Annotated in this window: 31 protein-coding genes and 1 tRNA gene; 11 read left to right on the top strand and 21 right to left on the bottom strand. The window is 72.7% G+C overall.

Annotated features, from left to right (window positions below; translation table 11 throughout):
* The first annotated feature begins 131 nt into the window (after nucleotides 1-131).
* Nucleotides 132-1,520 carry an MFS transporter gene (locus HOQ23_RS12570; protein ID WP_172214955.1) on the top strand — a complete coding sequence of 463 codons (1,389 nt, stop codon included), beginning with the start codon at nucleotides 132-134 and terminating at the stop codon, nucleotides 1,518-1,520.
* An 85-nt stretch (nucleotides 1,521-1,605) separates the two neighbouring features.
* On the opposite strand, the gene HOQ23_RS12565 is transcribed toward HOQ23_RS12570, so the two are convergent.
* A complete protein-coding gene (locus HOQ23_RS12565; protein WP_172214954.1) occupies nucleotides 1,606-3,201 on the bottom strand; it encodes an ABC transporter substrate-binding protein in 1,596 nt (531 codons plus the stop codon).
* A 301-nt stretch (nucleotides 3,202-3,502) separates the two neighbouring features.
* Entirely contained in the window at nucleotides 3,503-4,432 is a 930-nt protein-coding gene (locus HOQ23_RS12560; protein WP_172214953.1) for a hypothetical protein, read from the bottom strand.
* Nucleotides 4,433-4,539: 107 nt separating this feature from the next.
* Between HOQ23_RS12560 and HOQ23_RS12555 the strand changes: the two genes are divergently transcribed.
* Nucleotides 4,540-5,547: an NADP-dependent oxidoreductase gene (locus HOQ23_RS12555; protein ID WP_172214952.1), complete on the top strand. Its 1,008-nt coding sequence runs from the start codon at nucleotides 4,540-4,542 to the stop codon at nucleotides 5,545-5,547.
* A gap of 114 nt (nucleotides 5,548-5,661) precedes the next feature.
* On the opposite strand, the gene HOQ23_RS12550 is transcribed toward HOQ23_RS12555, so the two are convergent.
* From HOQ23_RS12550 to HOQ23_RS12525, 6 genes are read right to left on the bottom strand one after another with little or no spacing between them, the layout of a single operon-like run.
* Nucleotides 5,662-5,961: a co-chaperone GroES gene (locus tag HOQ23_RS12550; RefSeq protein WP_172215126.1), complete on the bottom strand. Its 300-nt coding sequence runs from the start codon at nucleotides 5,959-5,961 to the stop codon at nucleotides 5,662-5,664.
* A gap of 29 nt (nucleotides 5,962-5,990) precedes the next feature.
* Entirely contained in the window at nucleotides 5,991-6,245 is a 255-nt protein-coding gene (locus HOQ23_RS12545; protein WP_172214951.1) for a DUF3618 domain-containing protein, read from the bottom strand.
* A 59-nt stretch (nucleotides 6,246-6,304) separates the two neighbouring features.
* Nucleotides 6,305-7,066, bottom strand: a complete 762-nt coding sequence (locus HOQ23_RS12540) for an ABC transporter ATP-binding protein (RefSeq protein WP_172214950.1) — start codon at nucleotides 7,064-7,066, stop codon at nucleotides 6,305-6,307.
* Nucleotides 7,063-7,779: a cobalt ECF transporter T component CbiQ gene (gene cbiQ, locus HOQ23_RS12535; protein ID WP_172214949.1), complete on the bottom strand. Its 717-nt coding sequence runs from the start codon at nucleotides 7,777-7,779 to the stop codon at nucleotides 7,063-7,065. The genes HOQ23_RS12540 and cbiQ overlap by 4 nt, the downstream gene beginning before the upstream one ends.
* Nucleotides 7,776-8,126 carry a PDGLE domain-containing protein gene (locus HOQ23_RS12530; RefSeq protein WP_172214948.1) on the bottom strand — a complete coding sequence of 117 codons (351 nt, stop codon included), beginning with the start codon at nucleotides 8,124-8,126 and terminating at the stop codon, nucleotides 7,776-7,778. Before HOQ23_RS12530 ends, cbiQ begins: the two co-directional genes overlap by 4 nt.
* Complete coding sequence (locus HOQ23_RS12525) at nucleotides 8,123-8,815, bottom strand: energy-coupling factor ABC transporter permease (RefSeq protein WP_172214947.1); 693 nt, start codon at nucleotides 8,813-8,815, stop codon at nucleotides 8,123-8,125. Before HOQ23_RS12525 ends, HOQ23_RS12530 begins: the two co-directional genes overlap by 4 nt.
* A gap of 126 nt (nucleotides 8,816-8,941) precedes the next feature.
* Between HOQ23_RS12525 and bcp the strand changes: the two genes are divergently transcribed.
* Nucleotides 8,942-9,424, top strand: coding sequence for a thioredoxin-dependent thiol peroxidase (bcp, locus tag HOQ23_RS12520; protein ID WP_172214946.1), 483 nt, complete (start codon nucleotides 8,942-8,944; stop codon nucleotides 9,422-9,424).
* A gap of 72 nt (nucleotides 9,425-9,496) precedes the next feature.
* Nucleotides 9,497-9,570 (top strand) — tRNA-Leu (locus tag HOQ23_RS12515).
* Between the two features lie 21 nt (nucleotides 9,571-9,591).
* On the opposite strand, the gene HOQ23_RS12510 is transcribed toward HOQ23_RS12515, so the two are convergent.
* A complete protein-coding gene (locus tag HOQ23_RS12510; RefSeq protein WP_367650484.1) occupies nucleotides 9,592-10,188 on the bottom strand; it encodes a 1-acyl-sn-glycerol-3-phosphate acyltransferase in 597 nt (198 codons plus the stop codon).
* A gap of 92 nt (nucleotides 10,189-10,280) precedes the next feature.
* Here HOQ23_RS12510 and HOQ23_RS12505 point away from each other — a divergent pair, with 92 nt between their 5' ends.
* Nucleotides 10,281-11,162, top strand: a complete 882-nt coding sequence (locus HOQ23_RS12505) for a bile acid:sodium symporter family protein (RefSeq protein WP_172214945.1) — start codon at nucleotides 10,281-10,283, stop codon at nucleotides 11,160-11,162.
* Here the strand turns inward: HOQ23_RS12505 and rdgB are convergent.
* The 4 genes from rdgB to HOQ23_RS12485 are packed head-to-tail and all read right to left on the bottom strand — an operon-like array spanning nucleotide 11,113 to nucleotide 14,247.
* Entirely contained in the window at nucleotides 11,113-11,724 is a 612-nt protein-coding gene (gene rdgB / locus HOQ23_RS12500) for an RdgB/HAM1 family non-canonical purine NTP pyrophosphatase (protein WP_172214944.1), read from the bottom strand. The genes HOQ23_RS12505 and rdgB overlap by 50 nt on opposite strands.
* Nucleotides 11,721-12,440, bottom strand: a complete 720-nt coding sequence (gene rph, locus HOQ23_RS12495; RefSeq protein ID WP_172214943.1) for a ribonuclease PH — start codon at nucleotides 12,438-12,440, stop codon at nucleotides 11,721-11,723. The genes rdgB and rph overlap by 4 nt, the downstream gene beginning before the upstream one ends.
* A gap of 53 nt (nucleotides 12,441-12,493) precedes the next feature.
* A complete protein-coding gene (locus tag HOQ23_RS12490) occupies nucleotides 12,494-13,321 on the bottom strand; it encodes an ABC transporter permease (protein WP_172214942.1) in 828 nt (275 codons plus the stop codon).
* Complete coding sequence (locus tag HOQ23_RS12485; RefSeq protein WP_172214941.1) at nucleotides 13,318-14,247, bottom strand: ABC transporter ATP-binding protein; 930 nt, start codon at nucleotides 14,245-14,247, stop codon at nucleotides 13,318-13,320. The genes HOQ23_RS12490 and HOQ23_RS12485 overlap by 4 nt, the downstream gene beginning before the upstream one ends.
* A gap of 130 nt (nucleotides 14,248-14,377) precedes the next feature.
* Between HOQ23_RS12485 and HOQ23_RS12480 the strand changes: the two genes are divergently transcribed.
* Nucleotides 14,378-15,514, top strand: a complete 1,137-nt coding sequence (locus HOQ23_RS12480; protein ID WP_367650483.1) for a sensor histidine kinase — start codon at nucleotides 14,378-14,380, stop codon at nucleotides 15,512-15,514.
* Complete coding sequence (locus HOQ23_RS12475) at nucleotides 15,511-16,170, top strand: response regulator transcription factor (RefSeq protein ID WP_172214940.1); 660 nt, start codon at nucleotides 15,511-15,513, stop codon at nucleotides 16,168-16,170. Before HOQ23_RS12480 ends, HOQ23_RS12475 begins: the two co-directional genes overlap by 4 nt.
* A gap of 20 nt (nucleotides 16,171-16,190) precedes the next feature.
* Here the strand turns inward: HOQ23_RS12475 and HOQ23_RS12470 are convergent, their stop codons facing one another.
* From HOQ23_RS12470 to HOQ23_RS12445, 6 genes are all read right to left on the bottom strand, one after another.
* Nucleotides 16,191-16,964 carry an MBL fold metallo-hydrolase gene (locus tag HOQ23_RS12470; protein ID WP_172214939.1) on the bottom strand — a complete coding sequence of 258 codons (774 nt, stop codon included), beginning with the start codon at nucleotides 16,962-16,964 and terminating at the stop codon, nucleotides 16,191-16,193.
* A 175-nt stretch (nucleotides 16,965-17,139) separates the two neighbouring features.
* Nucleotides 17,140-18,087, bottom strand: a complete 948-nt coding sequence (locus HOQ23_RS12465; RefSeq protein WP_172214938.1) for a PLP-dependent cysteine synthase family protein — start codon at nucleotides 18,085-18,087, stop codon at nucleotides 17,140-17,142.
* Nucleotides 18,088-18,153: 66 nt separating this feature from the next.
* Entirely contained in the window at nucleotides 18,154-18,717 is a 564-nt protein-coding gene (locus tag HOQ23_RS12460) for an NYN domain-containing protein (RefSeq protein WP_172214937.1), read from the bottom strand.
* An 18-nt stretch (nucleotides 18,718-18,735) separates the two neighbouring features.
* A complete protein-coding gene (locus HOQ23_RS12455) occupies nucleotides 18,736-19,011 on the bottom strand; it encodes a MoaD/ThiS family protein (RefSeq protein ID WP_172214936.1) in 276 nt (91 codons plus the stop codon).
* 107 nt (nucleotides 19,012-19,118) lie between these two features.
* On the bottom strand, nucleotides 19,119-19,547 hold the full coding sequence (locus tag HOQ23_RS12450; RefSeq protein ID WP_172214935.1) for a M67 family metallopeptidase: 429 nt from the start codon (nucleotides 19,545-19,547) through the stop codon (nucleotides 19,119-19,121).
* A gap of 106 nt (nucleotides 19,548-19,653) precedes the next feature.
* Entirely contained in the window at nucleotides 19,654-20,121 is a 468-nt protein-coding gene (locus tag HOQ23_RS12445; RefSeq protein WP_367650482.1) for an NUDIX domain-containing protein, read from the bottom strand.
* A gap of 159 nt (nucleotides 20,122-20,280) precedes the next feature.
* Here HOQ23_RS12445 and gdhA point away from each other — a divergent pair, with 159 nt between their 5' ends.
* Nucleotides 20,281-21,627, top strand: a complete 1,347-nt coding sequence (gene gdhA / locus HOQ23_RS12440; protein ID WP_172214933.1) for an NADP-specific glutamate dehydrogenase — start codon at nucleotides 20,281-20,283, stop codon at nucleotides 21,625-21,627.
* Nucleotides 21,628-21,715: 88 nt separating this feature from the next.
* On the opposite strand, the gene HOQ23_RS12435 is transcribed toward gdhA, so the two are convergent.
* Together HOQ23_RS12435 and clpS are read right to left on the bottom strand one after the other, a co-directional pair.
* Nucleotides 21,716-22,309 (bottom strand): DUF2017 domain-containing protein, encoded by a 594-nt coding sequence (locus HOQ23_RS12435; RefSeq protein WP_172214932.1) that lies wholly within the window; start codon nucleotides 22,307-22,309, stop codon nucleotides 21,716-21,718.
* Between the two features lie 2 nt (nucleotides 22,310-22,311).
* Nucleotides 22,312-22,617, bottom strand: a complete 306-nt coding sequence (clpS, locus tag HOQ23_RS12430; protein ID WP_172214931.1) for an ATP-dependent Clp protease adapter ClpS — start codon at nucleotides 22,615-22,617, stop codon at nucleotides 22,312-22,314.
* Between the two features lie 17 nt (nucleotides 22,618-22,634).
* Between clpS and HOQ23_RS12425 the strand changes: the two genes are divergently transcribed.
* From HOQ23_RS12425 to HOQ23_RS12415, 3 genes are read left to right on the top strand one after another with little or no spacing between them, the layout of a single operon-like run.
* Nucleotides 22,635-23,945: a nicotinate phosphoribosyltransferase gene (locus HOQ23_RS12425; RefSeq protein WP_172214930.1), complete on the top strand. Its 1,311-nt coding sequence runs from the start codon at nucleotides 22,635-22,637 to the stop codon at nucleotides 23,943-23,945.
* A gap of 58 nt (nucleotides 23,946-24,003) precedes the next feature.
* Nucleotides 24,004-24,582 carry a nicotinamidase gene (locus tag HOQ23_RS12420; RefSeq protein WP_172214929.1) on the top strand — a complete coding sequence of 193 codons (579 nt, stop codon included), beginning with the start codon at nucleotides 24,004-24,006 and terminating at the stop codon, nucleotides 24,580-24,582.
* Nucleotides 24,575-25,345 (top strand): enoyl-CoA hydratase, encoded by a 771-nt coding sequence (locus HOQ23_RS12415; protein ID WP_172214928.1) that lies wholly within the window; start codon nucleotides 24,575-24,577, stop codon nucleotides 25,343-25,345. The genes HOQ23_RS12420 and HOQ23_RS12415 overlap by 8 nt, the downstream gene beginning before the upstream one ends.
* Nucleotides 25,346-25,369: the final 24 nt, after the last annotated feature.

Raw genomic sequence — 25,369 nt, 5'->3', positions numbered from 1 at the left:
ACCGTTTCTATGTTCCACTAACGGAAACATCGTTTCACTGAGCGTAATCAGAGAGGCCGGCGCCGTCAACGGCTGCCCACCCCTCGACGCTCGGATCCAGGCCGCCCGTCGCTCGAGGAACCGGAGATCTCGTGAGCACTGCCGTCCCCCGCCCGACCGGCATCCCGGCGACGAGCCGGCAGCGCCCGCCGCTCCTGGTGGCGCTGATGTGCGCGATCGGCATGGGCTGCGTGATGTTCGACCAGACCTCGCTGGTGGTCGCCGCGCCGACCATCGGCGCCGACCTCGGCTCCGGGATCAGCGGCCTGCAGTGGCTGACCGCGATCTTCCCGCTGGTCGCCGCGAGCACGATGCCGGTCAGCGGGCTGCTCGGCGAGCGCTTCGGCGCCCGGAGCACGCTGCGGGCCGGACTGCTGGTGTTCGCCGCCGGCGCCGCGACCGCCGCGCTCGCCCCGAACCTCGCGGTGCTGCTCGCGGCGCGCGTCGTCCAGGGCGTGGGCGCGGCGCTGGTGCTGCCCAACGGCCCCACCCTGCTCGGCGGCAACGTCGACCTGGCCCACCGGGCGCGCAGCGTCAGCCACTGGATGATGGCCAGCTCCACCGGACTGCTCCTCGGCCCGCTCCTCGGCGGCACCCTGGCCGAGGCCTACGGATGGCGCGCGACGTTCGCCGCGGTCGTCCCGGTCGCGTTGCTCGCCGTCCTGGTGACCGGGCGCCTGGACAACACCGCGCGGCGCGAGGCGGGGCGCCTCGACCTGGCCGGGCTGGCGACGGCGTGCGCGACGCTCGCGCTGCTGTCCTGGGCGCTGATCGCGACCGGCCGTGGGACCGCCGGCGCCGTCCCGCTGCTCGCGGCGTACGCCGGCACCGCGGTGCTGGTCGGGGTCTTCGTGCGGGTGGAGCGCCGCGCGGAGCGGCCGGTGCTCGACCTCGAGCTCTTCGCCTCCCCGCGCATCCGCGCGGTCCTGATCGCCTGCCTGGGCTACAACGCCGTCATCAACGGGGCGGCGTTCTTGTTGTCGATGCACCTGCAGGACACCCGCGGGCTCAGCGTCACCACCGCGGGCCTGCTGCTGCTGGTCGCGAACGCAGGCATGCCGATCGCCGGCGTGCTGGTCAACGTGCTGCGCCCGTTCCTCTCCTCCCCCACGCTGATGGGCGGGAGCCTGCTGGTCCTGGCCGCGGCGTACCTGGCACTGGCGCTCGGGGGCGACCTGCCGGTCGGCGCACTGGTCGTGCCGCTGGTGCTCATCGGCGTCGGGTGCGGCGTCCTGTACTCCCTCGACACCAGTGCACTGCTGGACGCAGCACAGGGCCATCAGAGCGCCCCCGCGATGGCCTCGGTCGCGCTGATGCGCCAGATCGGCACGGTGCTGGGCATCGCCACCCTCGCCTCCGCCGGGCAGGTCGCCGTCTCGGCCGGCGTCACCGAGAACGGCGAGCTGGTCGCATTCCTGCTCTCGGCCCTGGTGCTGGTGGTCCTCGGCGTCTGGTTGCGCCGCCGGCTGCTCGCCGCCTGAGCGGGCCCCGAGGCGGGGACGCACGGCGGCGCCGGCCCGGGTGCTGCCACCCGGACCGGCGCCGTTTCCCCGTGTCTTCGCGGGACTACTTCACGTTGCGCAGGGTGTTGAGCCAGAGCAGCGCGGACGGCTCGTAGCCGACCAGCTGCTTGGACCACGCCTGGCTGATCTGCGAGACCACGAGCTGGATGTTGCCCTGGGTCTCGATGTCGCGCTGCTGCACCGCGCGCCACGCCTCGGCCTGCTCCTCCTTGGTCTGCGCCGTCAGCGCGACCTCGAGGAGCTCGTCCATCTCGTCGTCCGCGAACTTCGCGAAGTTGTTCGCCGCCTGGGAGTTCAGCCCGCCGTTGACGTAGTCGGGCGAGAAACCGGTCGAGGTCGACGCCGGGGCGTCGAACAGGATCAGGTCGTACTCGCCCGAGACCAGGTTGGCGTAGAAGCCCGCGACGTCCTGGGACTCGACGCTGGACTCGATCCCGAGGTCCTTGAGGTTGGACTGCAGGATCGTGGCGGCGCTGGTCACCTGCGGGTCGTTGACGGCGATGATGCTGAGCTTGCGGTCCAGCTTGACCCCCGAGGCGGCCAGGTGCTCCTTGGCCTTGTCCAGGTCCGGCTCCGCGCCGAAGGCGAGACCGAGGTCCTCGTCGTGGTGGAGGGTGCCGTAGGTCAGGTAGGTGCTGTTCGGGCGACCGGCGCCGCCGTAGACCTGGTCGACGATGCGCTGACGGTCCGCCGCATAGGCGATCGCGAGGCGGAAGTCGGCGTTGGACGTCGGCCGGTCGGCCTTCATCGAGGGGTAGGCGAAGAGCCGCGAGACGTTGGACTCGACGGTGACCGCGTTGGCGCCGCGCTCGGTGACCAGGTCGACCTGCTCGGTCGGGAGGTCGGGCACGATGTGGGAGTCGCCGTTGGTGAGCCGCGCGATGCGCGAGGCGTCCTCGGGGACCACCTTGAAGGTGATGGTCTCGAACTTCATCGGCTCGCCGTAGTAGTCCTCGTTGCGCTCGAGGACCAGCGAGTCGCCGCGCTTGAGCGAGGACAGGGCGTACGGACCGCTGCCGTTGCCGGTGGTGGCGTACGTCGCGTTGGGCTTGTAGTCGTCCTCGTCGGAGATGATCGGCAGCATCGCCAGCTTGCCGTCCAGGTAGGCGTACGGCTGGCTGAGCGTGAGCACCACCGTGTCGTCGCCCTGCGCGGCGGCCGACTTCACGTAGCTCATGCCGGCCAGCCAGACCGCGCCGTTCTGCGGGTCCTGGGCCTCCTCGATCGTGTGGACCACGTCCGAGGCGGTCAGGGGGGAGCCGTCGTGGAAGGTGACGCCCTCGCGCAGGGTGACGGTCCAGGTGAGCCCGTCCTTGCTGACCTCGGGCATCTCGGCGGCGAGGTCGGGCTCCAGGGTGCCGTCCTCGTTCCACTGCAGCAGGCTGCTGTAGACCAGGCGGTAGTAGCGCTGGGTCTCGGCGGTGTTGCGGTAGAAGGGGTCCAGCGAGTCGGGCTCGGACAGGACGTCGACGACCAGGTCCTTGATGGTCGTGCTCTCCGGAGCGCTGTCGGAGGTGCCCGAGCCGCCACCGCAGGCGGTGAGCACACCGAGGCCGAGAGCGGCGACGGCGGCGGTGCCGAGCCGGAGACGGCCGACCTGGCGGCCTGCGGCCTGCGGGCTGCGCCGATTGAACTTCATGTGGGCTCCATTCTGCTTCTCAAGCCTGAAGGCACCGGCCCGTCCCCGATGACGTCCCATGCGTTCCGCTAGTCGAAACGACTTTTCTTTGTGCGGAATGAGGCAAAGGTAGGTGGTGTGGACCACATGGTCAAGGGGCCGACCACCGGGACGTCCCCCTGAGCTCCGCGGGCACGGCGGGAACCGCCGGCCGCCCTCACGCCCACTGTGGCGGAACGGTGTTACACGGACGTTGCCATGGTTACGCGCACATTGCCGGGCGCCACGCGCCTCGCCCGTCCTGCGAAGCTCGCAGGTGCCGTCAGCGGGCCTCGAGGACCAGGAGCGGGACGCCCGGGGGCAGGTCGAGCACGCAGGCCCGGGTCTCCCCGAAGGGCGCCAGCCCCAGCGGTACGACGGGGCCGGCCGCGGCGCCGGCGGCCGCACGCACGGCGTCGAGGTCGGAGGTGCCCAGCACCGCGCCGAGCAGGCCGCGGCGCGGCGCGACCGCACGCCCGCGCAGGCTGGCCGCAGCAGTGGCGGGCAGCCCGTAGTCGACGAGGTTCAGGTACGGCTGGTTGCGCGCCGGGCCGACCATCCGGGCCCGCACCGTGAGCTCCTCGTCGGTGCCGAGCAGCTCGCTGAACGAGGCGTCGCGGAAGGTGAGCTCGTAGACCACGTCCCAGCCGAGCACCCGGGCGAGGAAGTCCAGGGTCTCGGTGGCGTCGCTGAGCGGCAGCGAGATGCTCACGACCTCGCTCACCCGGCGGTCCGACACCTGGACGAAGTCGGCGAAGAAGTCCGCCGGAGCGCCCAGCACCGCCGCGACGACGTGGTCGGGCAGGCGCAGGTGGGCCTCGCGGAACCCCGCGTCCTCGCCCTCGTACTCCGCCTCGGAGCCCTCGACCTCGCACCCGGAGGCGCGGGCGTGCGCCACCGCCGCAGGGAAGTCCGGGGCGTGGAAGTCGACCACGCGCAGGACGTCGCGGTGGATCCAGGTGTCGGGGTCGCGCACCGTCTCGGCGGAGCGCGGCCCGAAGTCGGCGAGGACCACGCCGGCCGGCACGCCCTCGGTCTGCAGGGAGACCAGGTTCGCGATGTCGACGCCGGAGCCGAAGAGGGCCTGCGCGTCGGCGCCCGGGACCTGCGAGCGGCCCGCCTCGACGAGGTCGAAGGCCACGCCGAAGACGCGCTGGTGGGCGGCGATGTCGTCGGTGGAGATCAGGGGCCCGAAGAGGAAGGTGTCCGGCACGGCTGGGAGTGTAACCATGTTCCACGTCCCGCAACGGGCGCTCGTAGATCATATATCGCTGTGCGAGACTCGGTCCCAGCCACCCCGACCAGCCCCAGGAGCACGACATGGCCACCACCTCCGCCCGCGCCGTCACCCTCGCCCGGGTCCCTGACGGGGTCCCCTGCGCCGAGGACTTCGCCGTCACCACCGTCGCCGTGCCGGAGATGACCGCGGGCCAGGTCACCGTGGCCGTCGAGGTCCTGTCCCTCGACCCCTACATCCGCTCCACGCTGGGCGGTCGTCACCTCGGCGACGCACCCGTGGGACCCGGGGACGTGGTGCCCGGCCGCTCGATCGCCACCGTGACCGCGTCCGCGGACGACTCCGTCCCGGTCGGCACCCTGGTGCTCGCCGAGACCGGCTGGCGCGAGACCGCGGTCCTGCCCGCCGCCGCGGTGACGCCCGTCCCCCGGCGCCCGGGCGTCCCGGCCAGCGCCGCCCTCGGCGCGCTCGGCATGCCCGGCCTCACGGCGTACGCCGCGCACGTGCGGCACCTGGTGCCGCGCGTCGGCGACACCGTGGTCGTCTCCTCAGCCACCGGCGGCGTCGGCGCCGTCGCCGGGCAGCTGGCCACCGTGGCTGGCGCCCGCGCGGTCGCGATCGTCGGCACCGACGAGAAGGCCGCGATCGCGGTGGAGCAGCTCGGGTACGCCGAGGCCGTGGTCCGCGGACGCGACGGCTGGGCCGAGGAGCTGCGCAAGGCCTGCCCGGACGGCGTCGACGCCTACCTGCACATGGGCGACCAGGCCACCCTCGACGTGGTGATGGAGCAGCTCGCGCTCGGCGCGCGGGTCTCGCTGTGCGGCCTGATGGACCAGTACAACGGCGGCACCCCCACGACCGTCCGCGCCGGCGCGGTGATGACCGCCCGCGCGGAGGTGCGCGGGATGGTCGTCTACGACCACCACGACCTCGTCGCCGAGCAGGCCAGCCGTCTCGGCAGCCTCATCGCCGACGGCCGGGTCCGCCTCCTCGAGGACCGCTACGTCGGCCTCGAGCAGGCCCCCGAGGCCTTCGCCCGCCTGATGGGCGGCCGCAACCAGGGCAAGGTCGTCGTCCAGGTCGCCCCGTAACCCACGCCGGGTGCCCGCGCGAGTCGGCGCCAATGGCGCGCCGAGTCGGCGCCAATGGCGTCCGACGTACCGACTCAACCGGTCAGAACTCTCGATTCAACGAGAGCGGGTGGGTCAGAGGTAGAGGCCGGTCGACTCGTCGGCGATCCGGTCCGCGGCGACCGCGTGGACGTCGCGCTCGCGCATGACGACGTACACCTCGCCGGAGACCTCGACCTCGGCCTTGTCCTCGAGGTCGAAGAGCACCCGGTCCCCGGGCTGTACGGCGCGCGCGGTCGGGCCGGTCCCGATGACCTTGGCCCAGCTCAGCCGTCGCGCGCCCATGGCGGCGGTCGCGGGGATCACGATCCCGCCGGAGGACCGCCGCTCCCCCGCCTCCCCGTCGACCTCGACGAGGATGCGGTCGTGGAGCATCTTGATCGGCGTGCGCTCGCTCACGACGATCAGCCGACGGCCTTGCGGATCACGACGATCAGGGCGATCGCGCCGACCACGCCGCCGACGACCTTGAGGATGTTGTCGGTGCGCGGCTCGCCCGTGGCGGGGTCGACGAAGTGCGCCTTCAGCGAGGCGATCTCGCGGTTGGCGATGGTCTTCGGGCTGGAGCGGTACAGCAGCTGGTCGATGGTGCCGGCGAGCCGCTCGCGGGTCTCCTCGATCTCGCGCTCGAGGGCCGAGGTGTCGTTGGCGTTGCTCACGGGCCTGCTCCTGGGATTCGGCCGGGTGGACCCCGACGGTGCTGGACTAGGGGAGGCTATCAATCCGCGTCGGGCGCGGCCCGCGTGGTGCGCGGGTCGAAACCGAAGGGCAGCTCCAGACGGTTCGCGCGCATCAGCTCCTCGTCGAGCAGCACGTCGTACGTCGCGCCGTCGGCCACCACGACCCCGTCGTGGAGCACCACCGCACGCGGGCACAGCTCGAGGGCGTAGGGCAGGTCGTGGGTGACCATCAGGACGGTCACGTCGAGGGAGCGCAGGATGTCGGCGAGCTCGCGACGCGAGGCCGGGTCGAGGTTGGACGACGGCTCGTCGAGCACCAGGATCTCGGGCTCCATCACCAGCACCGTGGCCAGCGCGACGCGGCGTCGCTGGCCGAAGGAGAGGTGGTGCGGCGCGCGGTCGACGTGCTCGGCCATCCCGACCATCTCGAGCGCGGCCAGCACCCGGTGCCGGAGCTCGGGGCCGCGGATGCCCATGTTGGCGGGGCCGAACGCGACGTCCTGGCCGACGGTGGCCATGAACAGCTGGTCGTCGGGGTCCTGGAAGACCACCCCGACCCGGCGCCGGATCTCGGCCAGGTTCTTCTTCACCACCGGCAGCCCGCTGATGCTGACCGACCCGGCACCGGCGGTGAGGATGCCGTTGAGGTGCAGCACCAGCGTGGTCTTGCCGGCGCCGTTGGGCCCGAGCAGCGCCACCCGCTCCCCGCGGTGCACGTGCAGGTCGACGCCGTAGAGCGCCTGCCGGCCGTCGGGGTAGGCGTAGGCGAGGCCTTGCACGTCGAGGACCGGGGTCGTCACGGCCGCTCGTGCCGGGCGTCCGGCGCTCCTGCCGCGATCCCGCTCATGTCCGGGAGGCTACCGGTGTAGCCGCGCGAGACCATCGCGAGGTGGACCCGCTCGCCGCGCTCGTAGGAGCGGATGAACAGCGCGCCGAGTGAGCGGGCCAGCGCCGGCCAGTGGCGCGGCGAGCGCGGCTGGCAGCCGCGCGAGCGCATGGCGGTCAGCATCCGCGCCATCTCGCCGGTCACCACCTCCAGGTAGCGCACCATGAAGCCCATGATCTGCACGAGCAGCTCCGGCATCCGCAGCCGGCGCAGCCCGACCAGGATCTCGGTCGGCTCGGTGGTCGCGGCCAGCGTCAGGGACGCCAGCACCCCGAGGGTGCCCTTGATGAGCAGGGCGCCCGCGGCGACCAGGCCCGGCTCGGAGACGCTCACGCCGAGCACCTCGGTGCGCGGGCCGGTGGCGATGAACGGCACGAGCACCGCGAAGACCGCGAACGGCACCTCGATGACCATCCGCGGCACCAGGTGGCGCAGCGGCACCCGCGCGAAGGCGATGACCGCCACGAGCAGCACCGCCCAGCCCGCGAACACGGCGTACCACTCCCGCGGGGTGGCGACCACGAGCAGGACGAAGGCCAGCAGCGCGACGAGCTTGAGGTGCGCGGGTGCGTGGTGCACGGGGCTGTGCCCGTGGTGGTGCAGCAGGTGCGCGTGGCCCCCGCTCACCGCCGCTTCGCCGGGTCCTCGACCGGCTCGTCCGCGGACCGCTCCGCCTCGTCCGGCCGCCCGCGCCGTCGCACCGCCCAGGCCAGGCCACCGGCGATCAGGAGCACCAGCAGTACGCCGAGCACCCCGGCCAGCCCGCCTCTGAGGCGGGCGTCGTCGACCCCGACGACCTGGTAGTCGGCCAGCGGGCTGTCGGAGGCGGCGGAGTCCTCGGCCGCGTGCAGGAACCCGGTCTTCTCCGCGACGTACTCCAGTCCGTCGGGGTGGGCGCTGGCGTAGTAGCTCCCGACCCCGGCGACGAGCAGCGCGACCAGCAGGGCGACGACGTAGAAGCGGCGGGTCCTCATGCGGAGGTCCCCGTCGTGCGGATCTCCAGGGTGCGCTCGGCGATCAGGTCGCGGGCGCCGTGGACGAGGTCCGGGCGGACCTTCACGACCGCGCCGACCACGAGGCCGGTGACCACGGCCTCGCCGATCCCGATCAGGACGTGCCAGCCGACCATCGCGGCGAGCACGTCGCCGTTCTCCACCGGGACGGTGCCGCCCACCGCGAAGAGGGCGGTGAAGACCACGGCGGCCGCCGGCACCGAGACCAGCGCGGCGACCGCGGCGGCCGGAGCGACGACGCCGAGGCGCCGCGGGAGCACGGCGCGCAGGCCGCGGAAGACCAGCCATCCGACCGCGGTCGTGACCACGCCGATCAGGACGATGTTGGTGCCGAGCGCGGTGACGCCGCCGTCGGCCATGAAGAGGCCCTGGACCAGGAGCACCACCGCGAGGCAGAGGACGGCCGTCCATGGTCCGACCAGGACCGCCGCCAGCGCGCCGCCCATCAGGTGGCCGCTGGTCCCGGCGCCCACCGGGAAGTTGATCATCTGGGCCGCGAACACGAACGCGGCCACGAGCCCGGCCATCGGCGCGGTCCGGTCGTCGAGCTCGGTGCGGGCGCGGCGCAGCGCGAGGGCGACAGCGCCGGCGGCCACGACACCGGTGGCGATCGAGGTGGGAGCGTCGAGGAAGGCGTCGGGCACGTGCATGGACTCGCTCCAGGTGCTTGCAGGGGGTGCCGCTAGTTTGGCGACCGGGCGTCCTGCCCTGTCCGCCCACTTTACGCTGTTGCACATTTGTCGCAATAGCAGATTTCGAGCATCGAGGAGACCCCCGTGAGCGAGAGCACCCGCCTGTCCCCCGGCGACACCGCCCCCGAGTTCACCCTCGCCGACGACACCGGGAAGCAGGTGGCCCTCTCGGACTACCTGGGCCGCAAGGTGATCGTGTACTTCTACCCCGCCGCGATGACGCCGGGCTGCACCAAGCAGGCCTGCGACTTCACCGACTCCCTCGAGGCGCTGCGCGGCGCCGGGTTCGACGTCCTGGGCATCTCCCCGGACAAGCCCGAGAAGCTCGCGAAGTTCCGCGAGAAGGACGGGCTGTCGATCACGCTGCTCTCCGACCCGGACAAGCAGGTGATGAAGGACTACGGCGCGTTCGGCGAGAAGAAGCTCTACGGCAAGGTCGTCGAGGGCGTCATCCGCTCCACGATCGTGGTGGACGAGGACGGCAAGGTCTTCCTCGCCCAGTACAACGTCAAGGCCACCGGCCACGTCGCGAAGCTCAAGCGCGACCTGGCCCTCAACGAGGCCTGACCCCCGCCGTACGCCGGGGGGCCGGGCGCCGCTCCACGCGGGCGGCGCCCTGCCTAGACTCGGCGCGGCAGCGCGCTCGTAGCCCAATTGGCAGAGGCACCAGGTTTAGGTCCTGGCCAGTGAGAGTTCGAGTCTCTCCGAGCGCACCGAGGCCGGCGATCAGCCGGTCAGCGCTCCTCCTCGCGCAGGCGAGGCGGGGTGAAGTCGTCGGGGCGGAAGCCGCGCTTGTCGGCGTAGAACTCCCGGACCCGGTCCATGTCGGCGCGGACGTCGCCGGAGGGCTGGAAGGTGGGGCCCCAGCCGACGGTGCGGGTCGGCACGTCGAGGAAGGCCAGCGTGACCGGCAGGCCGGTGCGCTGGGAGATCCGGTAGAAGCCGGACTTCCAGTACTCCCCGCGGTCGCGGGTGCCCTCGGCGGCGATCCCGAGCAGGAACGGCTCGTCGGAGGCGCTCGCCTGCTCGATCAGCTCGCGGATGGTGGCGCCGGGGTCGGCGCGGTCCAGCTTCACCGCACCCGAGGCCTTGAGGAACCAGCCGAGCGGGCCGACGAAGAGCTCCTTCTTGACCAGCAGGTGGATGTTCACGTTGTTGTCCCAGGCCAGGAGCATGGTGAGCACCCAGTCCCAGTTGGACGTGTGCGGGGCGCCGACCAGCACACCGCGCTCGGGGACGGTGCCGACCGTGCGCCAGCGGGCCAGGCGCAGCAGCGCGCGGGCGAGGGGACGTCGGATCCGGAAGGAGGAGCGGGCCGAGGGCGGGGTCACCTGCCGACGGTACCGGGCGGGCCGGTCGCACCCCGGAGCCGGGACCGCGCGATCCGGGCCCACGAAGTGACGCGGGTCACTACAGTCCCGCCATGGACTCCGCGCTCACCACCGTCGGCCTGCCGATCGCGCTCGGCATCATCATGCTCGGCCTGGGCCTCTCCCTCACCCCCGAGGACTTCCGCCGGGTGGCACGGCACCCGCGCGCGGTGGTGGTCGCGCTGGGCTGCCAGCTGGTGCTGCTCCCGGTCCTGTGCTTCGGCCTGGTCACCGCCTTCGACCTGCCGCCGCTGCTGGCGATCGGCATGATGCTGCTGGCCGCCTCGCCCGGCGGCACCAGCGCGAACCTCTACAGCCACCTGTTCCGCGGCGACGTCGCCCTCAACGTCAGCCTCACCGCGATCAACTCGGTGCTGGCGATCGGCACGCTGCCGCTGATCACCAACCTCGCGATCGCCCACTACGACCAGGGCGACACGGTCAGCCTGCAGTTCACCAAGGTCGTGGAGGTCTTCGCGGTGGTCCTGCTCCCGGTCGCGCTCGGGATGGCGGTCCGGGCGGCCCGGCCGGCGCTCGCCGAGCGCGCCGACCGGCCGGTCCGGATCGGCTCGGCGGTCGTGCTGGCGGTGCTGGTGCTCGGGATCCTGCTCGACCAGCGCGAGGAGGTCGGGGACTACCTCGCCGACGTCGGCCTGGCCGCCGGCCTGTTCTGCGCGCTGAGCCTGGTCGTCGGGTACGTCGTCCCGCGCGCCGCGGGCGTGCGGGAGGACCAGGCGATCGCGTCGTCGATGGAGATCGGCGTCCACAACGCCACGCTGGCGATCTACGTGGCTGTCGAGGTGCTCGACTCCACCGAGATGTCGATCCCGGCAGCCGTCTACTCGGTCTTCATGTTCGTGCTCGCCGCAGCCTGGGGCGCGCTGGTCAGTCGCCGGGTGCGAGCAGAGCCGCGAGCCGAGGTGCCAGCTCCCTGAGCGCGCGCCCGCGGTGGGAGATCGCGTCCTTCTCGGCGCGGTCCAGCTCGGCGGTGGTGAGCCCGGGCCGGTCGTCGGCCTCGAAGAGCACGTCGTAGCCGAAGCCGCCGGTCCCCCGGGTCTCGCGGATCACCCGCCCGTCCATGCGCCCCTCGACGACGAGCTCGCCGCCGGCGTGCACGACCGCGACCGCGCACGCGAAGTGCGCCGTGCGCCGCTCGTCGGGGACGTCGGCCAGCTGGGCGAGCAGCAGCTCGTTGTTGCGCTCATCCGACTTCGGCGGGCCGCTCCAGCGCGCGGAGAGCACGCCCGGCATGCCGTTCAGCGCGTCGACGCACAGACCGCTGTCGTCGGCGATCGAGGGCAGCCCGGTGACCTCGAAACCGGCCCGCGCCTTGAGCAGCGCGTTGCCGGCGAAGGTCGGCTGGTCCTCGACCGGCTCGTCGTACGGCGCGACGTCGTCGAGCCCGACCACGACCGCGCCCGGCACGTGCTCGCCGAGGATCCGCTCCATCTCCTGGAGCTTCTTGGCGTTGCGCGAGGCCAGGAAGACGCGGGTCATCGCGCGAGCGCCTCGATCTGCATGCGGGTCAGGTCGGCGCAGCCCTTCTCGCCGAGGGCGAGGAGCGCGTCGAGCTCGGCGCGGTCGAACGGCGCGGCCTCGGCGGTGCCCTGCACCTCGATGAAGGAGCCGGTGCCGGTCATCACGATGTTCATGTCGGTCTCGGCGCGCACGTCCTCCTCGTAGGGAAGGTCCAGGCGCGGCACGCCGTCGATGATGCCGACGCTGACGGCGGCGACCGAGCCGGTCAGCGGCTCGCCCTTGATCGCGCCGGTGGAGCGCAGGTGCGCGACCGCGTCGGCGAGGGCGACGTAGGCGCCGGTGATCGCGGCGGTGCGGGTGCCGCCGTCGGCCTGGAGGACGTCGCAGTCGAGCTGGATGGTGTTCTCCCCCAGCGCCTGGTAGTCGATGACGGCGCGCAGCGAGCGGCCGATCAGGCGGCTGATCTCGTGGGTGCGCCCGCCGATGCGGCCCTTGACCGACTCGCGGTCCGAGCGGGTGTTGGTGGAGGCGGGGAGCATGGCGTACTCGGCGGTGACCCAGCCGAGGCCGGAGCCCTTGCGCCAGCGCGGCACGCCCTCGGAGGCGGAGGCGGCGCAGAGCACCTTGGTGCGACCGAACTCCACGAGGACGGAGCCCGCGGCGTGGTCGAGCCAGTTGCGGGTGATGGTGATGGGGCGGAGCTCGTCGTCGGCGCGACCGTCGGCACGTGTCATGGCCCGAAGGCTACGACCCGGCGCCGACGGTCGCGCCGTCGGCCTGCTGGGGCCTACTTGGGCTCGGAGGTCAGCACCCGCCGGGCGCCCAGCACCATCGGGGCCACGATCCAGATGGCGACCGCGACCAGCAGCCGGGCGACGTCGAGGCCGTCGACCCCGTCGAAGCCGTCCAGGAACGGCGTGAAGGCGAAGCTCAGGTCGATCCACGGGATCAGCGACTGCGCCCAGTCGAACACGGCGTAGAGGATGGAGTAGACCATGAACGGCAGCATGATCGCGACGACGTAGAAGACCGCGATCGCCGCCGGGGTGCTCAGCATCAGCATCGCCAGGCCGAAGGCCATCAGGAAGTACAACAGCTGGCTGATCACCGTCATCACGAGGGTGCCGGCCTCGAGGTTCCACCGCACGTCGTAGCCGCCGATCGCGGCACCGACCGGGTTGGTGATCGCGCCGAGCACGACCGCGAGCACCATCGTGGCCAGCGCGAGCAGCACCACGGCGCTGAGCTTGGCCAGCAGCACCCGCAGCCGGTGCGGCTCGAGGCTGAAGGTGACCAGGCCGGTGCGCTGGCTCCACTCGCTGGTCACCACGAGGATCGGGAAGACCGGCAGCAGCACCGAGAGCGGGATGGAGAGGATCTGGGAGAGGTCGTTGGCGCTCACCCGCGCGTCGTCCGCGAGGGCCACGACGAGCAGCACGAGGGCGATGGTGCCGGCGAGGAGCAGCCCGGTGATCGCCATCAGCCAGAACCCGCCCCGGGTGTCCAGCATCTTGCGCCACTCCACCGCGACCAGCCGGGTGAAGGGGACCCGAGCGGTGCCGGAGATGTCGATGGTGCGCGGCGGCGCCGTCGCGGTCAGGTCGGGGGTGCTCATGCGGAGGCTCCTTGCTGGGTCGCGGCGGCGGGGTGGCCCTCGCGCTGGGTGTCGGCGGTGAGCTCGAGGAAGAGGTCCTCCAGGCCGGCCTGGCCGGTGCGGAGGTCGGTGAGCACGACGCGGGCGTCGAGCGCCGTGCGGCCCACGGTCTCCGGGGAGGCAGCGACGCGCAGTCCGGTCCCGGACGCGCTCACCTGGATGCCCTGGGCGCGCAGCGCGGCGGCCAGCGCGTCGTTGTCGAGCGCGGTGACCAGGCTGCTCGCGGGGCCGGCGTCGGCCAGCAGCGTCTCGCGGTCGCCCTGGGCCACGATCTTGCCGCGGCCGATGAGGATCAGCTCGTCGGCGATCTGCTCGACCTCGTGCAGCAGGTGGCTGGAGAGCAGCACGGTGCCGCCGCGCTCGGCGTACCCGCGCAGCAGGCCGCGCATCCAGCGGATGCCGGCGGGGTCGAGGCCGTTGGCCGGCTCGTCGAGGATCAGCACCTCGGGGTCGCCGAGCAGCGCGTGCGCGATGCCGAGGCGCTGGCGCATGCCGAGGGAGTAGTTGCGCAGGCGGCGCTTGGACTCCGCGTCGCTGAGCGAGACCAGCGCGAGCATCTCGTCGACGCGCGAGGCGGGCAGGCCCATCGTCTTCGCGCCGATCGTGAGGACCTCGCGGCCGGTGCGGCCGGCGTGCTGCGCGGAGGCGTCGAGCAGGACGCCGACGTGGCGCCCGGGGTTGGGGATGTCGGCGTAGCGGTGTCCACCGATCGTGGCCCGGCCCCGGGTGGGGGCGGTGAGCCCGACCATCATGCGCATCGCGGTCGTCTTGCCGGCACCGTTGGGACCGAGGAACCCGGTGACCCGTCCTGGCTGGCAGACGAAGCTCACGTCGTCGACGGCGGTGAACGCGCCGTATGTCCTGGTGAGTCCTTCGACTGTGATCATGCGCCCACCCTTCCAGAGCCCGTCCCTGCCGCGCACGGGACGCGCGGCTGGCGGACGGTGACCTAAGTAGGGGGTGCCTGCGACCGGGGACGGCTGCCGCGGGGCCGTGCGGACGCCTAGCCTGTTCCGCGTGGACGAGCCGGCACCGCCCCCTCCCCCGCTCAGCGGGTGGGGCCGCACCTGGCGGGTCCTGCTGGCACTGACGGTCAGCCTGATGCTCTGGACGCTGGTCGCCGAGCGACAGTCCGACGCGATGCGGACCGTCGAGCTGGCGATGGCGCTCCCCGCCTTCGCGCTGGCCGCGTGCCGGCGCCGCTGGCCGCTCGCGGTCGCGGTCGCGACCGCCCTGCTCTCCACGGTGTTCTCGCTCGCGACGGGGCCGGCCCTGCTCGCCACGGTGTCGCTGGCCACCCGACGCCGGTGGAACGAGATCGTCCCCGTCGCGGTTCTCGGGATCGCCGCCGGAATGACGTGGAACCAGGTCCAGCCGCTCGATCCCCGGGACCCCTGGCCCATCGACCTCGCTCTCAACGCGGCCCTCGTGTCGGGCATGTGCGCCTGGGGCATGTACATCGGCTCGCGACGTGAGCTCGTCTGGAGCCTGCGCCAGCGCGCGGAGCGGGCCGAGGCCGAGCAGGAGCTGCGCGTCACCGGCGCCCGCGACGCCGAGCGGGCCCGGATCGCCCGGGAGATGCACGACGTGCTGGCACACCGGATCTCGCAGATCTCCATGCACGCCGGCGCGCTGAGCTTCCGCGAGGACCTCAGCGCCGAGGAGATGCGCGCGGGTGCCGGGGCGATCCGCGAGCGGGCGCACGAGGCGCTGAGCGACCTGCGCGGCGTGCTCGGCGTGCTGCGCGGGGAGGTCCTCGACTCCCCGCAGCCGACGTACGACGACCTGCCCGCGCTCGTCGCCGAGGCCCGGCTGGCGGGGCTCACCGTCGACCTCGACGACCGCCTGGCGGACCGGGAGCCGGTGCCCGAGGCCGTGGGCCGCACGCTCTACCGGATCGTGCAGGAGGGGCTCACCAACGCGCGCAAGCACGCGCCGGGCTCCACTGTCACCGTCGCGCTGTCCGGGTCGCCCGAGGCGGGCGTCACTGCCTGCCTGAGCAACCCCGTGGGCTTCGGGACGAGCGCGACCCCCGGTGCCGGCGTCGGGCTGGTCGGGCTGCGCGAGCGCGCCGAGCTGCGCGGCGGCCACCTGAGCCACGGTCGCGAGGGTGCGACATTCGTCCTGCGCGGGTGGATACCGTGGGCCCGGTGAGCCCGCCCCCGACCCGCCTGCTCGTGGTCGACGACGACCCGCTGGTGCGCTCCGCGCTGGGGCTGATGCTGGGCGGGCAGGACGACGTCGTCGTGGTGGGCGAGGCCGGCGACGGGCGCGCCGGGGTCGACCTGGCCCGGCGGCTGCGCCCCGACGTCGTGCTGATGGACATCCGGATGCCGCACCTCAACGGCCTCGACGCGACCCGTGAGCTGATGGCCGAGGAGGGCCCGCGCGTGATCGTGCTGACCACCTTCGACGCCGACGAGCACGTGCTCGCCGCGCTGTCGGCGGGTGCGGACGGCTTCCTGCTCAAGGACACCGCCCCGGCCGAGATCCTCACCGCCATCCGCCGGGTCGCCGCCGGGGACCCGATGCTGTCGCCCTCGGTGACCCGCACCCTCATCGAGCGCTTCCGCGCCGACGTGCCCGACGACCGGGCCGGGCGGGCCCGGGCGCGCCTGGACCGGCTCACCGAGCGCGAGCTCGACGTCGCCCTCGCGGTGGGGCGCGGTCTCAGCAACGCCGAGGTGGCCCGGACGCTGCACCTGTCGGTGCCGACGGTCAAGGCGCACGTGTCACGGCTCTTCGACAAGCTCGAGGTCACCAACCGGGTGCAGATCGCGATCTGCGTGCACGACGCCGGCCCCGCCTGAGCAGGACCCGCGGGCGCCCCTCAGCCGTGCAGGTCGTACGCCGCGCCGGGGCGGGCCAGCTCGACGGGGCCGTCGTACTCGCCCTGCGCCTCGGCGAGCGCCACGTCCGGGGTGTGCCACGGCGGGATGTGGGTGAGCACCAGGCGCCGGGCCCCGGCCAGCCGCGCGACCTCCCCGCAGTCGGTGCCGGTCAGGTGCAGCGCGGGCGGGTTCTCGACCCCGGACACGAAGGAGGCCTCGGCGAGCAGCAGGTCGGCGTCGCGGGCCAGGTCCTCGAGCCCCGGGCAGGGGCCGGTGTCGCCGGTGTAGGCCAGCACCGCACCGTCGGCGCTGACGCGCAGGCCGTACGCCGGGATCGGGTGGTCCACCGGGACCGGCTCGACGTGGAAGGGGCCGACGTCGACCGGGCCGTCCCAGACGCGGAAGTCGAACTCCTCGCGCATGCCGGGCTCCTGGGGCAGGTCGTAGGCCCGCGCCATCCGGTCCGCGGTGTCGGCGGGGCCCCACACCGGGATCCGCGGCTGCGCGCCGTCGGGGTGGTAGCGGCGCATCACGTAGTAGCCGCACAGGTCCAGGCAGTGGTCGGCGTGCAGGTGGCTCAGCAGCACCGCGTCGATCGTCAGCGGGTCGACGTGGCGCTGGAGCGCGCCGAGCGCGCCGGAGCCGAGGTCGACCAGGACGCGCCAGGTCCGCTCGCCGGTCCCGTCGTCGTGACGAGCCTCGAGGAGGTAGCAGCTCGCGGGCGAGTCCGGCCCTGGGAAGGACCCGGAGCACCCGACGATCGTCAGCCTCATGCACGCCCCCGGCAGCACGGGAGGCAGGTCGTCGTCAGGGCAGGCACGTCGCACAGGCTAGGGCGTCGCGCGCCCGCGCGCACCGTGTCGCGACCGACGTCACGTCCACGGCGGGGTGTCCCTCGCCACCGGCACCCCAGGACGGACCGCTGACGGACCGCGGACGGACCCCGGGCTAGGCCCAGAGCTGGCCCTCGAGGCGCTCCTCGGCGTCGTCCACCGTGCCCTCGTAGGCGCCGGTGGAGAGGTACTTCCAGCCGCCGTCGCACACGACGAAGGCGATGTCCGCGGTCTCCCCGGCCTTGACCGCCTTGGCCGCCTGGCCGAGCGCGGCGTGCAGGATCGCGCCGGTCGAGACGCCGGCGAAGATGCCCTCGAGCTCCAGCAGCTCGCGCACCCGGCGCACCGCGTCACGCGGGCCGACGGAGAAGCGGGAGTCGATCAGGTCCGCGTCGTACAGCTCCGGGACGAAGCCCTCGTCGAGGTTGCGCAGGCCGTAGACGAGCTCGCCGTAGCGCGGCTCCGCCGCCACGATGCGTACGTCGGGCTTCGCGGAGCGGAAGAACCGCGAGACGCCCATCAGCGTGCCGGTGGTGCCGAGGCCGGCCACGAAGTGGGTGATCGAGGGCAGGTCGGCGAGCAGCTCGGGCCCAGTGCCCTGCTCGTGGGCGAGGGCGTTGGCGGGGTTGCCGTACTGGTAGAGCATCACCCAGTCGGGGTGCTCCTCGGCGATCCGCTTCGCGACCCGCACCGCCTCGTTGGAGCCGCCGGCGGCGGGGCTGGAGACGATCTCGGCGCCCCACATCCGCAGCAGCTGGCGCCGCTCCTCGGAGGTGTTCTCCGGCATCACGCACACGATGCGGTAGCCCTTGAGCTTGGCCGCCATCGCCAGGGAGATGCCCGTGTTGCCGGACGTGGGCTCCAGGATCGTGCAACCCGGACGGAGCAGGCCGCTCTTCTCGGCCTCCTCGATCATCTTCAGGGCCGGGCGGTCCTTGATCGAGCCGGTGGGGTTGCGGTCCTCCAGCTTGGCCCACAGCCGGACCTCGGGGCTCGGCGACAACCGAGGCAGACCCACCAGCGGGGTGTTGCCGACCGAGGCGAGCAGGTTGTCGTAGCGCATGGGTATCAGGATGCCATTCGGGTGGGATCGGATCGGAACCGACGACGTGGCCCGCAGGCCCGCGTCTCAGCTGAGGAAGCGCTCGGGGTCGAAGTCCTCCAGCGCGATGATCCGCACCCGCGGGAGCGGCACGTTGAAGGCACGCACGTCGTCCTCGAGGTCGTGGACCTCCAGCCCGAGGTTGTCGAACGCGGTGCTGGCGTACTCGCGCAGCGCCACCACGCCGACCCGGCGCCCGTTGCCGAGCAGCCGGCCGAGCGCGTCGGCGAAGTCGGCGTCGTGGCTGCACAGCAGCACGTCGTCGTCGCGGCCGATGAGCGCCTCGAGGGTGCGCAGGATGCCGACGTCGACGACCTTCTCGTCGCTGCGCCCGGCCAGCGGGATCGGCCGGTAGTCCATGGCCAGCAGGGCCTGGACGAAGCTCGTCGGCAGCTGCCCGCTGGAGGCGTTGAGGAAGAACAGGCCGGTGACCGGCTGGTCCCACAGGTCACGGGCGTAGGCCGTGACCCGCTCCCAGCGGGGCCGTTCGTCGGGCTGCGGGCGCCTGCCCAGCAGCGAGTTGCCGAGGGTCGCGTCGATGTTCTCGCCGTCGACCAGGACGAACGTGCGCCGCGCCGGGGTGGTGATCATCGCGGGGCCGTCGCGCTCTCAGCAGCCCCCGGCCACGGCGGGAAGCACCACGACCTGGTCGCCGTCGGAGAGCTCGGCCTCGAGCCCGCCGATGAAGCGGACGTCCTCGTCGTTGATGTAGACGTTGACGAAGCGACGCAGGTCGCCGTTGTCGATGAGGCGGTCCTTGATGCCGGGGTGGCTGCCCTCGAGGTCGTCGATGAGCGCGCTCAGCGTCGCGCCGTCACCCGAGACGGCCTTCTCGCCGCCGGTGTAGGTGCGCAGGATGGTGGGGATCCGGACCTCGATGGCCATGGCTTCGAACAGCTCCTCAGGGATTCAGCGATGTCGTGCGATGTCGTGGTGCGCGCAGGTCTCTGCGCTCGGTGCAGGGTCGTGCGGGTGCTGCGGTCGGAGGGTCCTCAGCCCAGTGCGGGGACGACGACGACCTCTTCCTCGGTCACCTCGCCGTCGAGGATCCGATACGACCTGAACTCCACGGGACCGTCGTTATTCCCGTGCTCGCGGGTGCTGACCAGCACGTAGTGCGCGTTCGGCTCGCTGGCCAGGCCGATGTCGGTGCGGCTCGGGTAGGCCTCGGTCGCGGTGTGGGAGTGGTAGATGATCACCGGCTCCTCGTCGCGCTCGTCCATCTCCTTGTAGAGCGCGAGCAGGTCCATCGAGTCGAACTCGTAGAACGTCGGGCTCCCCGCGGCGTTGACCATCTCGACGAACCGCTCGGGGCGGTCGCTGCCGTACGGTCCCGCGACGATGCCGCAGGCCTCGTCGGGGTGGTCGCGCTTGGCGTGCGCGACGATCGCGTCGAAGGTCGCCTGGTCGATGGTCAGCACCGTTCCAGACTAGGGGTAGCGGCAGGCGCGCCGAGCACCCGCCCGGGACCCGGACGGCGTACGACGAGGCGTGGCACACGCCCGCTCCCGCGGTGTGGGTGCGCGCTCAGCGCACGAAGCGCGGGGTGCTCTCCCCCGACGCCGCGGCCTCGATGCCGGCCAGCATGTGGGCAGCCATGGGCGGCAGGTCCGTCATCGGCCACCACCGCACGTCGGTGCTCTCGTCGTCGGCGACGTACGGGTCCTCCGCCACCCAGGAGCAGGCGAAGGTGAGGTCGAGGTAGACCGCGCGGTCGCCGTTCACGTGGGTGATCCGCGGGCTCACCGAGACCGCGGCCAGCCGGTCGACCGAGATCTCCACACCCGTCTCCTCCAGCGCCTCGCGGCGTGCCCCGATCGCGGGCTCCTCCCCCGGGTCCAGGATGCCGGTGACCGGCGCCCAGCGGCCGTTGTCGGCGCGCTCGACGAGCAGCACCCGGCCCTCGTGGAGCACCACCGCGGTCACCGCCGGCAGCCACAGCTCGTGCGTGCCGACGCTGCGACGCAGGTCGACGATGAACGGCGGGATCGGCACGGCCCCAGTGTGACAGCGCTGTTGCCGGCCTGTTGCCACCATGTTGCGCCGCACGACGGCGCGGGAGGGGAGCGACGCACCTCACACCGGCACGCGCCGCGGTCTCGACCGGGACATCCGGGCGTGGGGGCCTCCCAGCCAGCACCTAAGGTTTGTCGCATGGAGAAGCTCGACACCGCGCTGCAGGAGCACTACGCGACCGTACTGTCGCGCAACCCCGGCGAGCGCGAGTTCCACCAGGCCGTCCTCGAGGTCCTCGAGTCGCTCGGCCCGGTGGTCCACAAGCACCCGGAGTACCTGCACCAGGCCGTCATCGAGCGTCTCTGCGAGCCCGAGCGCCAGCTGATCTTCCGGGTGCCGTGGACCGACGACCAGGGCCGCGTGCAGATCAACCGCGCCTTCCGCGTCGAGTTCAACTCCGCCCTCGGCCCCTACAAGGGCGGGCTGCGCTTCCACCCGTCGGTCTACCTCGGCATCGTGAAGTTCCTGGGCTTCGAGCAGATCTTCAAGAACGCGCTGACCGGCCTGCCCATCGGCGGCGGCAAGGGCGGCTCGGACTTCGACCCCAAGGGTCGCTCCGACGCCGAGATCATGCGCTTCTGCCAGTCGCTGATGACCGAGCTCTACCGCCACCTCGGCGAGTACACCGACGTCCCCGCGGGCGACATCGGCGTCGGCCAGCGCGAGATCGGCTACCTCTTCGGCCAGTACAAGCGGATCACCAACCGCTACGAGTCCGGCGTGCTGACCGGCAAGGGCCTGTCGTACGGCGGCTCGCAGGTCCGCACCGAGGCCACCGGCTACGGCACCGTCTTCTTCACCGAGGAGATGCTGGCCACCCGCGGCGAGTCGCTGTCGGGTCGCCGGGTGATCGTGTCGGGCTCCGGCAACGTGGCGATCTACGCCGCCCAGAAGGCCATGCAGCTCGGCGCGCACGTCGTCGCCTGCTCGGACTCCTCGGGCTACGTCGTCGACGAGGACGGCCTCGACCTCGACCTGCTGCGCCAGGTCAAGGAGGTCGACCGGCAGCGGGTCTCCGACTACGCCGCCCAGCGCCCCCGCGCCACCTTCGTCGAGAACGGCCAGGTCTGGGACGTCGCCTGCGAGGTCGCACTGCCCTGCGCGACCCAGAACGAGCTCGACGGGGCGGCCGCGAAGACGCTCATCGACAACGGCGTGCGCGCCGTCGCCGAGGGCGCGAACATGCCCTGCACCCCCGACGCCACCCGCCTGTTCCAGGAGGCCGGTGTGCTGTTCGCGCCGGGCAAGGCCGCCAACGCCGGTGGCGTCGCGACCAGCTCGCTGGAGATGCAGCAGAACGCCTCGCGCGACTCCTGGTCCTTCGAGCACACCGAGCAGCGCCTGCGCGAGATCATGGTCGGCGTGCACGACCGGTGTGCCTCGGCCGCCGACGAGTACGGCCAGCCCGGCAACTACGTCGCCGGCGCCAACGTCTCCAGCTTCCTGCGCGTCGCCGACGCGATGCTCTCCCTCGGCGTCGTCTGACCCGTACGTCGAGAGGGGCGTCCTCGCCGTCGGATCCGAGCGGTGGGGGCGCCCCTTCGGCGTTCCGGGCGGTTCTTCGTCGGCGGCCTCAGGACATGAGCGACTGGACGAGCGTCTCCTGCAGGTAGCCGACCCACTCGTAGATGTCGTGCGCGGCGGCGCGCGGGTCCTCGTCGGGCAGGGAGAGCCAGAACTCCTCGTCGCCGTCCTCGATGCCGAGGCGGGTGGCGAGGGCCAGGCGGATGTCGGTGAAGGACCGCATCCAGGTGTGTGCGGTCTCCCGGTCGAGCTCGACGTCGATGAAGACCATCCGGTCCTCGTCCACCTCGGCGGGCAGACCGGCGTCCTCGAGGGTCTCGATGACCGTGGCCGCGGCCTGCGCCTTGCCGTCGCGCAGCGCGCCCTCGGTGAAGCGACGGAACTCGCCGGCCGCCTCCTCGTCGTGGGTGTACGCCGTGGGGAACAGTCGCGCCAGCACCGGGTCCTCGGGGACCGTGGTCGGCCCGGAGAAGTCCATCATCGCCTCGAACGGGTCCTGGTCCTCGCGCGGGACGGCCGCCTCGTTGCGCAGCAGCTCGACGAGCTGGGAGGCCAGCGAGCGCAGCAGGTCCGCCTCGAAGGCGGTGAAGTTGGCGATGATGCGTCCGCTGCGGCGGTGCCGCTCGAAACCGGTGCTGATCATCGCTACTCCGCCTTCTGCAAGGTGGCCCACAGGCCGTACTCGTGCATGGCCTGCACGTCGCGCTCCATCTCCTCGCGGGTGCCGGAGCTGACCACCGACTTGCCGTCCTCGTGGACCTCCATCATCAGCTTCTCCGCTTTCTTGCGCGGGTAGCCGAAGTAGGTCTCGAAGACGTAGGTGACATAGGTCATCAGGTTGACCGGGTCGTTCCACACGATGGTCACCCACGGCTTGGACAGGTGGGTGAGGTCATCGGGAACGACCGTCGGCTCGACCTCGACCGGGCTCGCGGCGGACACGTTGACCATGTTGGCACACTGACCCGGTGGCCTCTCCCACCGCGTCCCCGTCGACGCCCCACTCGACCGCCCTGCTCACCGACCACTACGAGCTGACCATGGTGCAGGCCGCGCTGGCGGCCGGCACGGCCGGGCGCCGGGCCGTCTTCGAGCTCTTCCCCCGACGCCTGCCCGAGGGCCGGCGCTACGGCGTGGTCGCGGGCGTGGGCCGGGCACTGGACGCGCTCGAGGCGTTCCGCTTCGACGACGAGAGCCTCGCCGCGCTCGACGGGGTCGTGGACGGCACGACGCTGGAGTGGCTGGCGTCCTACCGCTTCTCCGGGGACGTGTGGGGCTACCCCGAGGGCGAGGTCTACCTGCCCTACTCCCCGCTCGTCGTGGTGGAGTCGACGTTCGCCGAGGCGGTGCTGCTGGAGACGCTGCTGCTCTCCATCTACAACCACGACAGCGCGATCGCCTCCGCCGCCTCCCGGATGACCTGCGCCGCCGGGGACCGGCCCTGCATCGAGATGGGCGCCCGGCGTACCCACGAGGAGGCGGCGGTCGCCGCGGCCCGGGCGGCGTACGTCGCCGGCTTCACCGCGTCCTCCAACCTCGCCGCGCGGCAGCGCTACGGCGTGCCGAGCACGGGCACCAGCGCGCACAGCTTCACCCTCCTGCACGACTCCGAGGCCGATGCCTTCCGCGCGCAGGTGGCCTCGCTGGGCGCCGACACCACCCTGCTCGTCGACACCTACGACGTCGCCGCGGGCGTGCGGGCCGCGGTCGAGGCTGCCGGCACCGGCCTGGGCGCGGTGCGCCTCGACTCCGGCGACCTCGGTGTGCTGGCCCATGAGGTGCGCGCCCAGCTGGACTCCCTCGGCGCGACCGGGACCCGGATCATCGTCACCAGCGACCTCGACGAGTACGCCATCGCCGCGCTCGGCGCCGCGCCCGTCGACGGGTACGGCGTGGGGACCCAGCTGGTGACCGGCTCGGGCCACCCCACCTCGGGCCTCGTCTACAAGCTGGTCGCGCGCGAGGGGGCGGACGGCTCGCTGGTCTCGGTGGCCAAGCTCAGCAAGGACAAGAGCTCGCTGGGCGGGCGCAAGTACGCGCTGCGGCGACGCAACAGGCGCGGTGTCGCTGAGGCCGAGGTCGTCGGCGTCGGCACCCCGCCGGAGGACGACGGCGACGACCGGGCGCTGCTGGTCCCCCTGGTCCGCGACGGGGAGGTGGTCGGGCGCGAGTCGCTGGAGACCGCCCGCGACCGACACCAGATGGCCCGGGCCGAGCTGCCGCGCGCGGCGCGCAAGCTCTCGCGCGGCGAGCCGGTGATCCCGACCCTGCACGTCTGAGCGTCTCTGGTCCTCGCTGGGCCTGCTGGCGTCCCCGGCCCCGGTCTAGGGTCGTGCCATGACACGTGCGTTGGTCGTGGTGGACATCCAGAACGACTTCTGCGAGGGCGGCTCGCTGGCGGTGAGCGGCGGCGCGAGGGTGGCCCGCGAGGTCGGCGACCTGCTGGAGCGCTGGGCGGTGCGCGGCGCCGCCGACGCCCCCGGCTACGGCCACGTGGTGGCCACCAAGGACCACCACGTCGACCCGGGCGACCACTGGTCCGAGACCCCCGACTTCGTCGACTCCTGGCCGGTGCACTGCGCGGTCGGGACCCCGGGCGAGGAGTTCCACCCCGACCTCCAGCCGCGGCCCTTCGACGCGGTGTTCCGCAAGGGCGAGCGCGCCGCGGCGTACTCCGGGTTCGAGGGACGCGACCACTCCGGCGCGGGGCTGGCCGACTGGCTGCGCGAGCGCGGGGTCGAGGCGGTGGACGTCGTCGGCCTCGCCACCGACCACTGCGTGCGGGCCACCGCGCTCGACGCCGTCCGCGAGGGCTTCGCCACCCGGGTGCTGCTCGACCTGTGCGCCGGCGTGGCGCCGGAGACCACCGAGGCGGCGCTGGTGCAGCTGCGCGAGGCGGGGGTCGACGTTGTCTGACCTGGAGGTCCACCTCGCCGACGGCGTGCTGTGGCTGCGGATGAACCGCCCCGAGGTCTTCAACGCGCTCAGCGACGAGATGGCCGTCGGGCTGGCCGAGGAGCTGGAGCGGGCGACCGCGCGCGACGAGGTGCGCGCGGTGGTGCTGACCGGCACCGGCGCGGCGTTCAGCACCGGCGCCGACATCTCCGGCCAGGACGCCCACGAGCGCTTCGACGTCCGCGCACTGGACGCCGCGAACCGGATCATCCGCGCGGTGGTGAACCTCGACAAGCCCGTCCTCGCGGCGGTCAACGGCGTCGCCGCCGGCGTCGGCTGCTCCGCGGCGCTCGCCGCCGACATCGTGGTCGCGGCGGAGTCCGCCTCGTTCCTCCTGGCCTTCAGCCGGGTCGGACTGATGCCCGACGGCGGCGCGAGCGCCACCGTGGCCGCCTCGATCGGCCGGGCCCGCGCGATGCGGATGGCCCTGCTGGCCGAGCCGCTCAGCGCCGCCGAGGCACTGGCCGCCGGCCTGGTCACCCACCTGGCCCCCGACGAGGAGCTCCCCGACCTGGTCGCCACCCTGGCCCGCCGCCTCGCCGCCGGCCCGCCGCTCGCCTTCGCGGCGGCCAAGAAGGCGGTCAACGCCGCCACCCTCCCCCACCTCGAGGACGCGCTCGAGCGCGAGCGCACCGGCCAGAGCGTGCTGCTGCGCACCCGCGACGTCGCCGAGGGCATGCGCGCCTTCTCCGAGCGGCGGCGCCCGGTGTTCCGCGGGGAGTGACGCCGCGGCCGCGGGCGAGCCTCA

Origin of the sequence: Nocardioides sp. zg-DK7169 (assembly GCF_013155365.1) — a bacterium.
In the GTDB taxonomy this organism is placed as follows: domain Bacteria; phylum Actinomycetota; class Actinomycetes; order Propionibacteriales; family Nocardioidaceae; genus Nocardioides.
This window is presented reverse-complemented; position numbering and strand designations above follow the sequence as displayed.

What these genes read in the sequence shown, in the direction of transcription:
- HOQ23_RS12565 (WP_172214954.1), bottom strand. Translation starts at nt 3,201, where the DNA reads ATGAAGTTCAATCGGCGCAGCCCGCAGGCCGCAGGCCGCCAGGTCGGC.
- HOQ23_RS12555 (WP_172214952.1), top strand. Translation starts at nt 4,540, where the DNA reads ATGGCCACCACCTCCGCCCGCGCCGTCACCCTCGCCCGGGTCCCTGAC.
- HOQ23_RS12550 (WP_172215126.1), bottom strand. Translation starts at nt 5,961, where the DNA reads ATGCTCCACGACCGCATCCTCGTCGAGGTCGACGGGGAGGCGGGGGAG.
- HOQ23_RS12530 (WP_172214948.1), bottom strand. Translation starts at nt 8,126, where the DNA reads ATGAGGACCCGCCGCTTCTACGTCGTCGCCCTGCTGGTCGCGCTGCTC.
- HOQ23_RS12525 (WP_172214947.1), bottom strand. Translation starts at nt 8,815, where the DNA reads ATGCACGTGCCCGACGCCTTCCTCGACGCTCCCACCTCGATCGCCACC.
- HOQ23_RS12505 (WP_172214945.1), top strand. Translation starts at nt 10,281, where the DNA reads ATGGACTCCGCGCTCACCACCGTCGGCCTGCCGATCGCGCTCGGCATC.
- rdgB (WP_172214944.1), bottom strand. Translation starts at nt 11,724, where the DNA reads ATGACCCGCGTCTTCCTGGCCTCGCGCAACGCCAAGAAGCTCCAGGAG.
- rph (WP_172214943.1), bottom strand. Translation starts at nt 12,440, where the DNA reads ATGACACGTGCCGACGGTCGCGCCGACGACGAGCTCCGCCCCATCACC.
- HOQ23_RS12490 (WP_172214942.1), bottom strand. Translation starts at nt 13,321, where the DNA reads ATGAGCACCCCCGACCTGACCGCGACGGCGCCGCCGCGCACCATCGAC.
- HOQ23_RS12485 (WP_172214941.1), bottom strand. Translation starts at nt 14,247, where the DNA reads ATGATCACAGTCGAAGGACTCACCAGGACATACGGCGCGTTCACCGCC.
- HOQ23_RS12470 (WP_172214939.1), bottom strand. Translation starts at nt 16,964, where the DNA reads ATGAGGCTGACGATCGTCGGGTGCTCCGGGTCCTTCCCAGGGCCGGAC.
- HOQ23_RS12465 (WP_172214938.1), bottom strand. Translation starts at nt 18,087, where the DNA reads ATGCGCTACGACAACCTGCTCGCCTCGGTCGGCAACACCCCGCTGGTG.
- HOQ23_RS12460 (WP_172214937.1), bottom strand. Translation starts at nt 18,717, where the DNA reads ATGATCACCACCCCGGCGCGGCGCACGTTCGTCCTGGTCGACGGCGAG.
- HOQ23_RS12455 (WP_172214936.1), bottom strand. Translation starts at nt 19,011, where the DNA reads ATGGCCATCGAGGTCCGGATCCCCACCATCCTGCGCACCTACACCGGC.
- gdhA (WP_172214933.1), top strand. Translation starts at nt 20,281, where the DNA reads ATGGAGAAGCTCGACACCGCGCTGCAGGAGCACTACGCGACCGTACTG.
- HOQ23_RS12435 (WP_172214932.1), bottom strand. Translation starts at nt 22,309, where the DNA reads ATGATCAGCACCGGTTTCGAGCGGCACCGCCGCAGCGGACGCATCATC.
- clpS (WP_172214931.1), bottom strand. Translation starts at nt 22,617, where the DNA reads ATGGTCAACGTGTCCGCCGCGAGCCCGGTCGAGGTCGAGCCGACGGTC.
- HOQ23_RS12420 (WP_172214929.1), top strand. Translation starts at nt 24,004, where the DNA reads ATGACACGTGCGTTGGTCGTGGTGGACATCCAGAACGACTTCTGCGAG.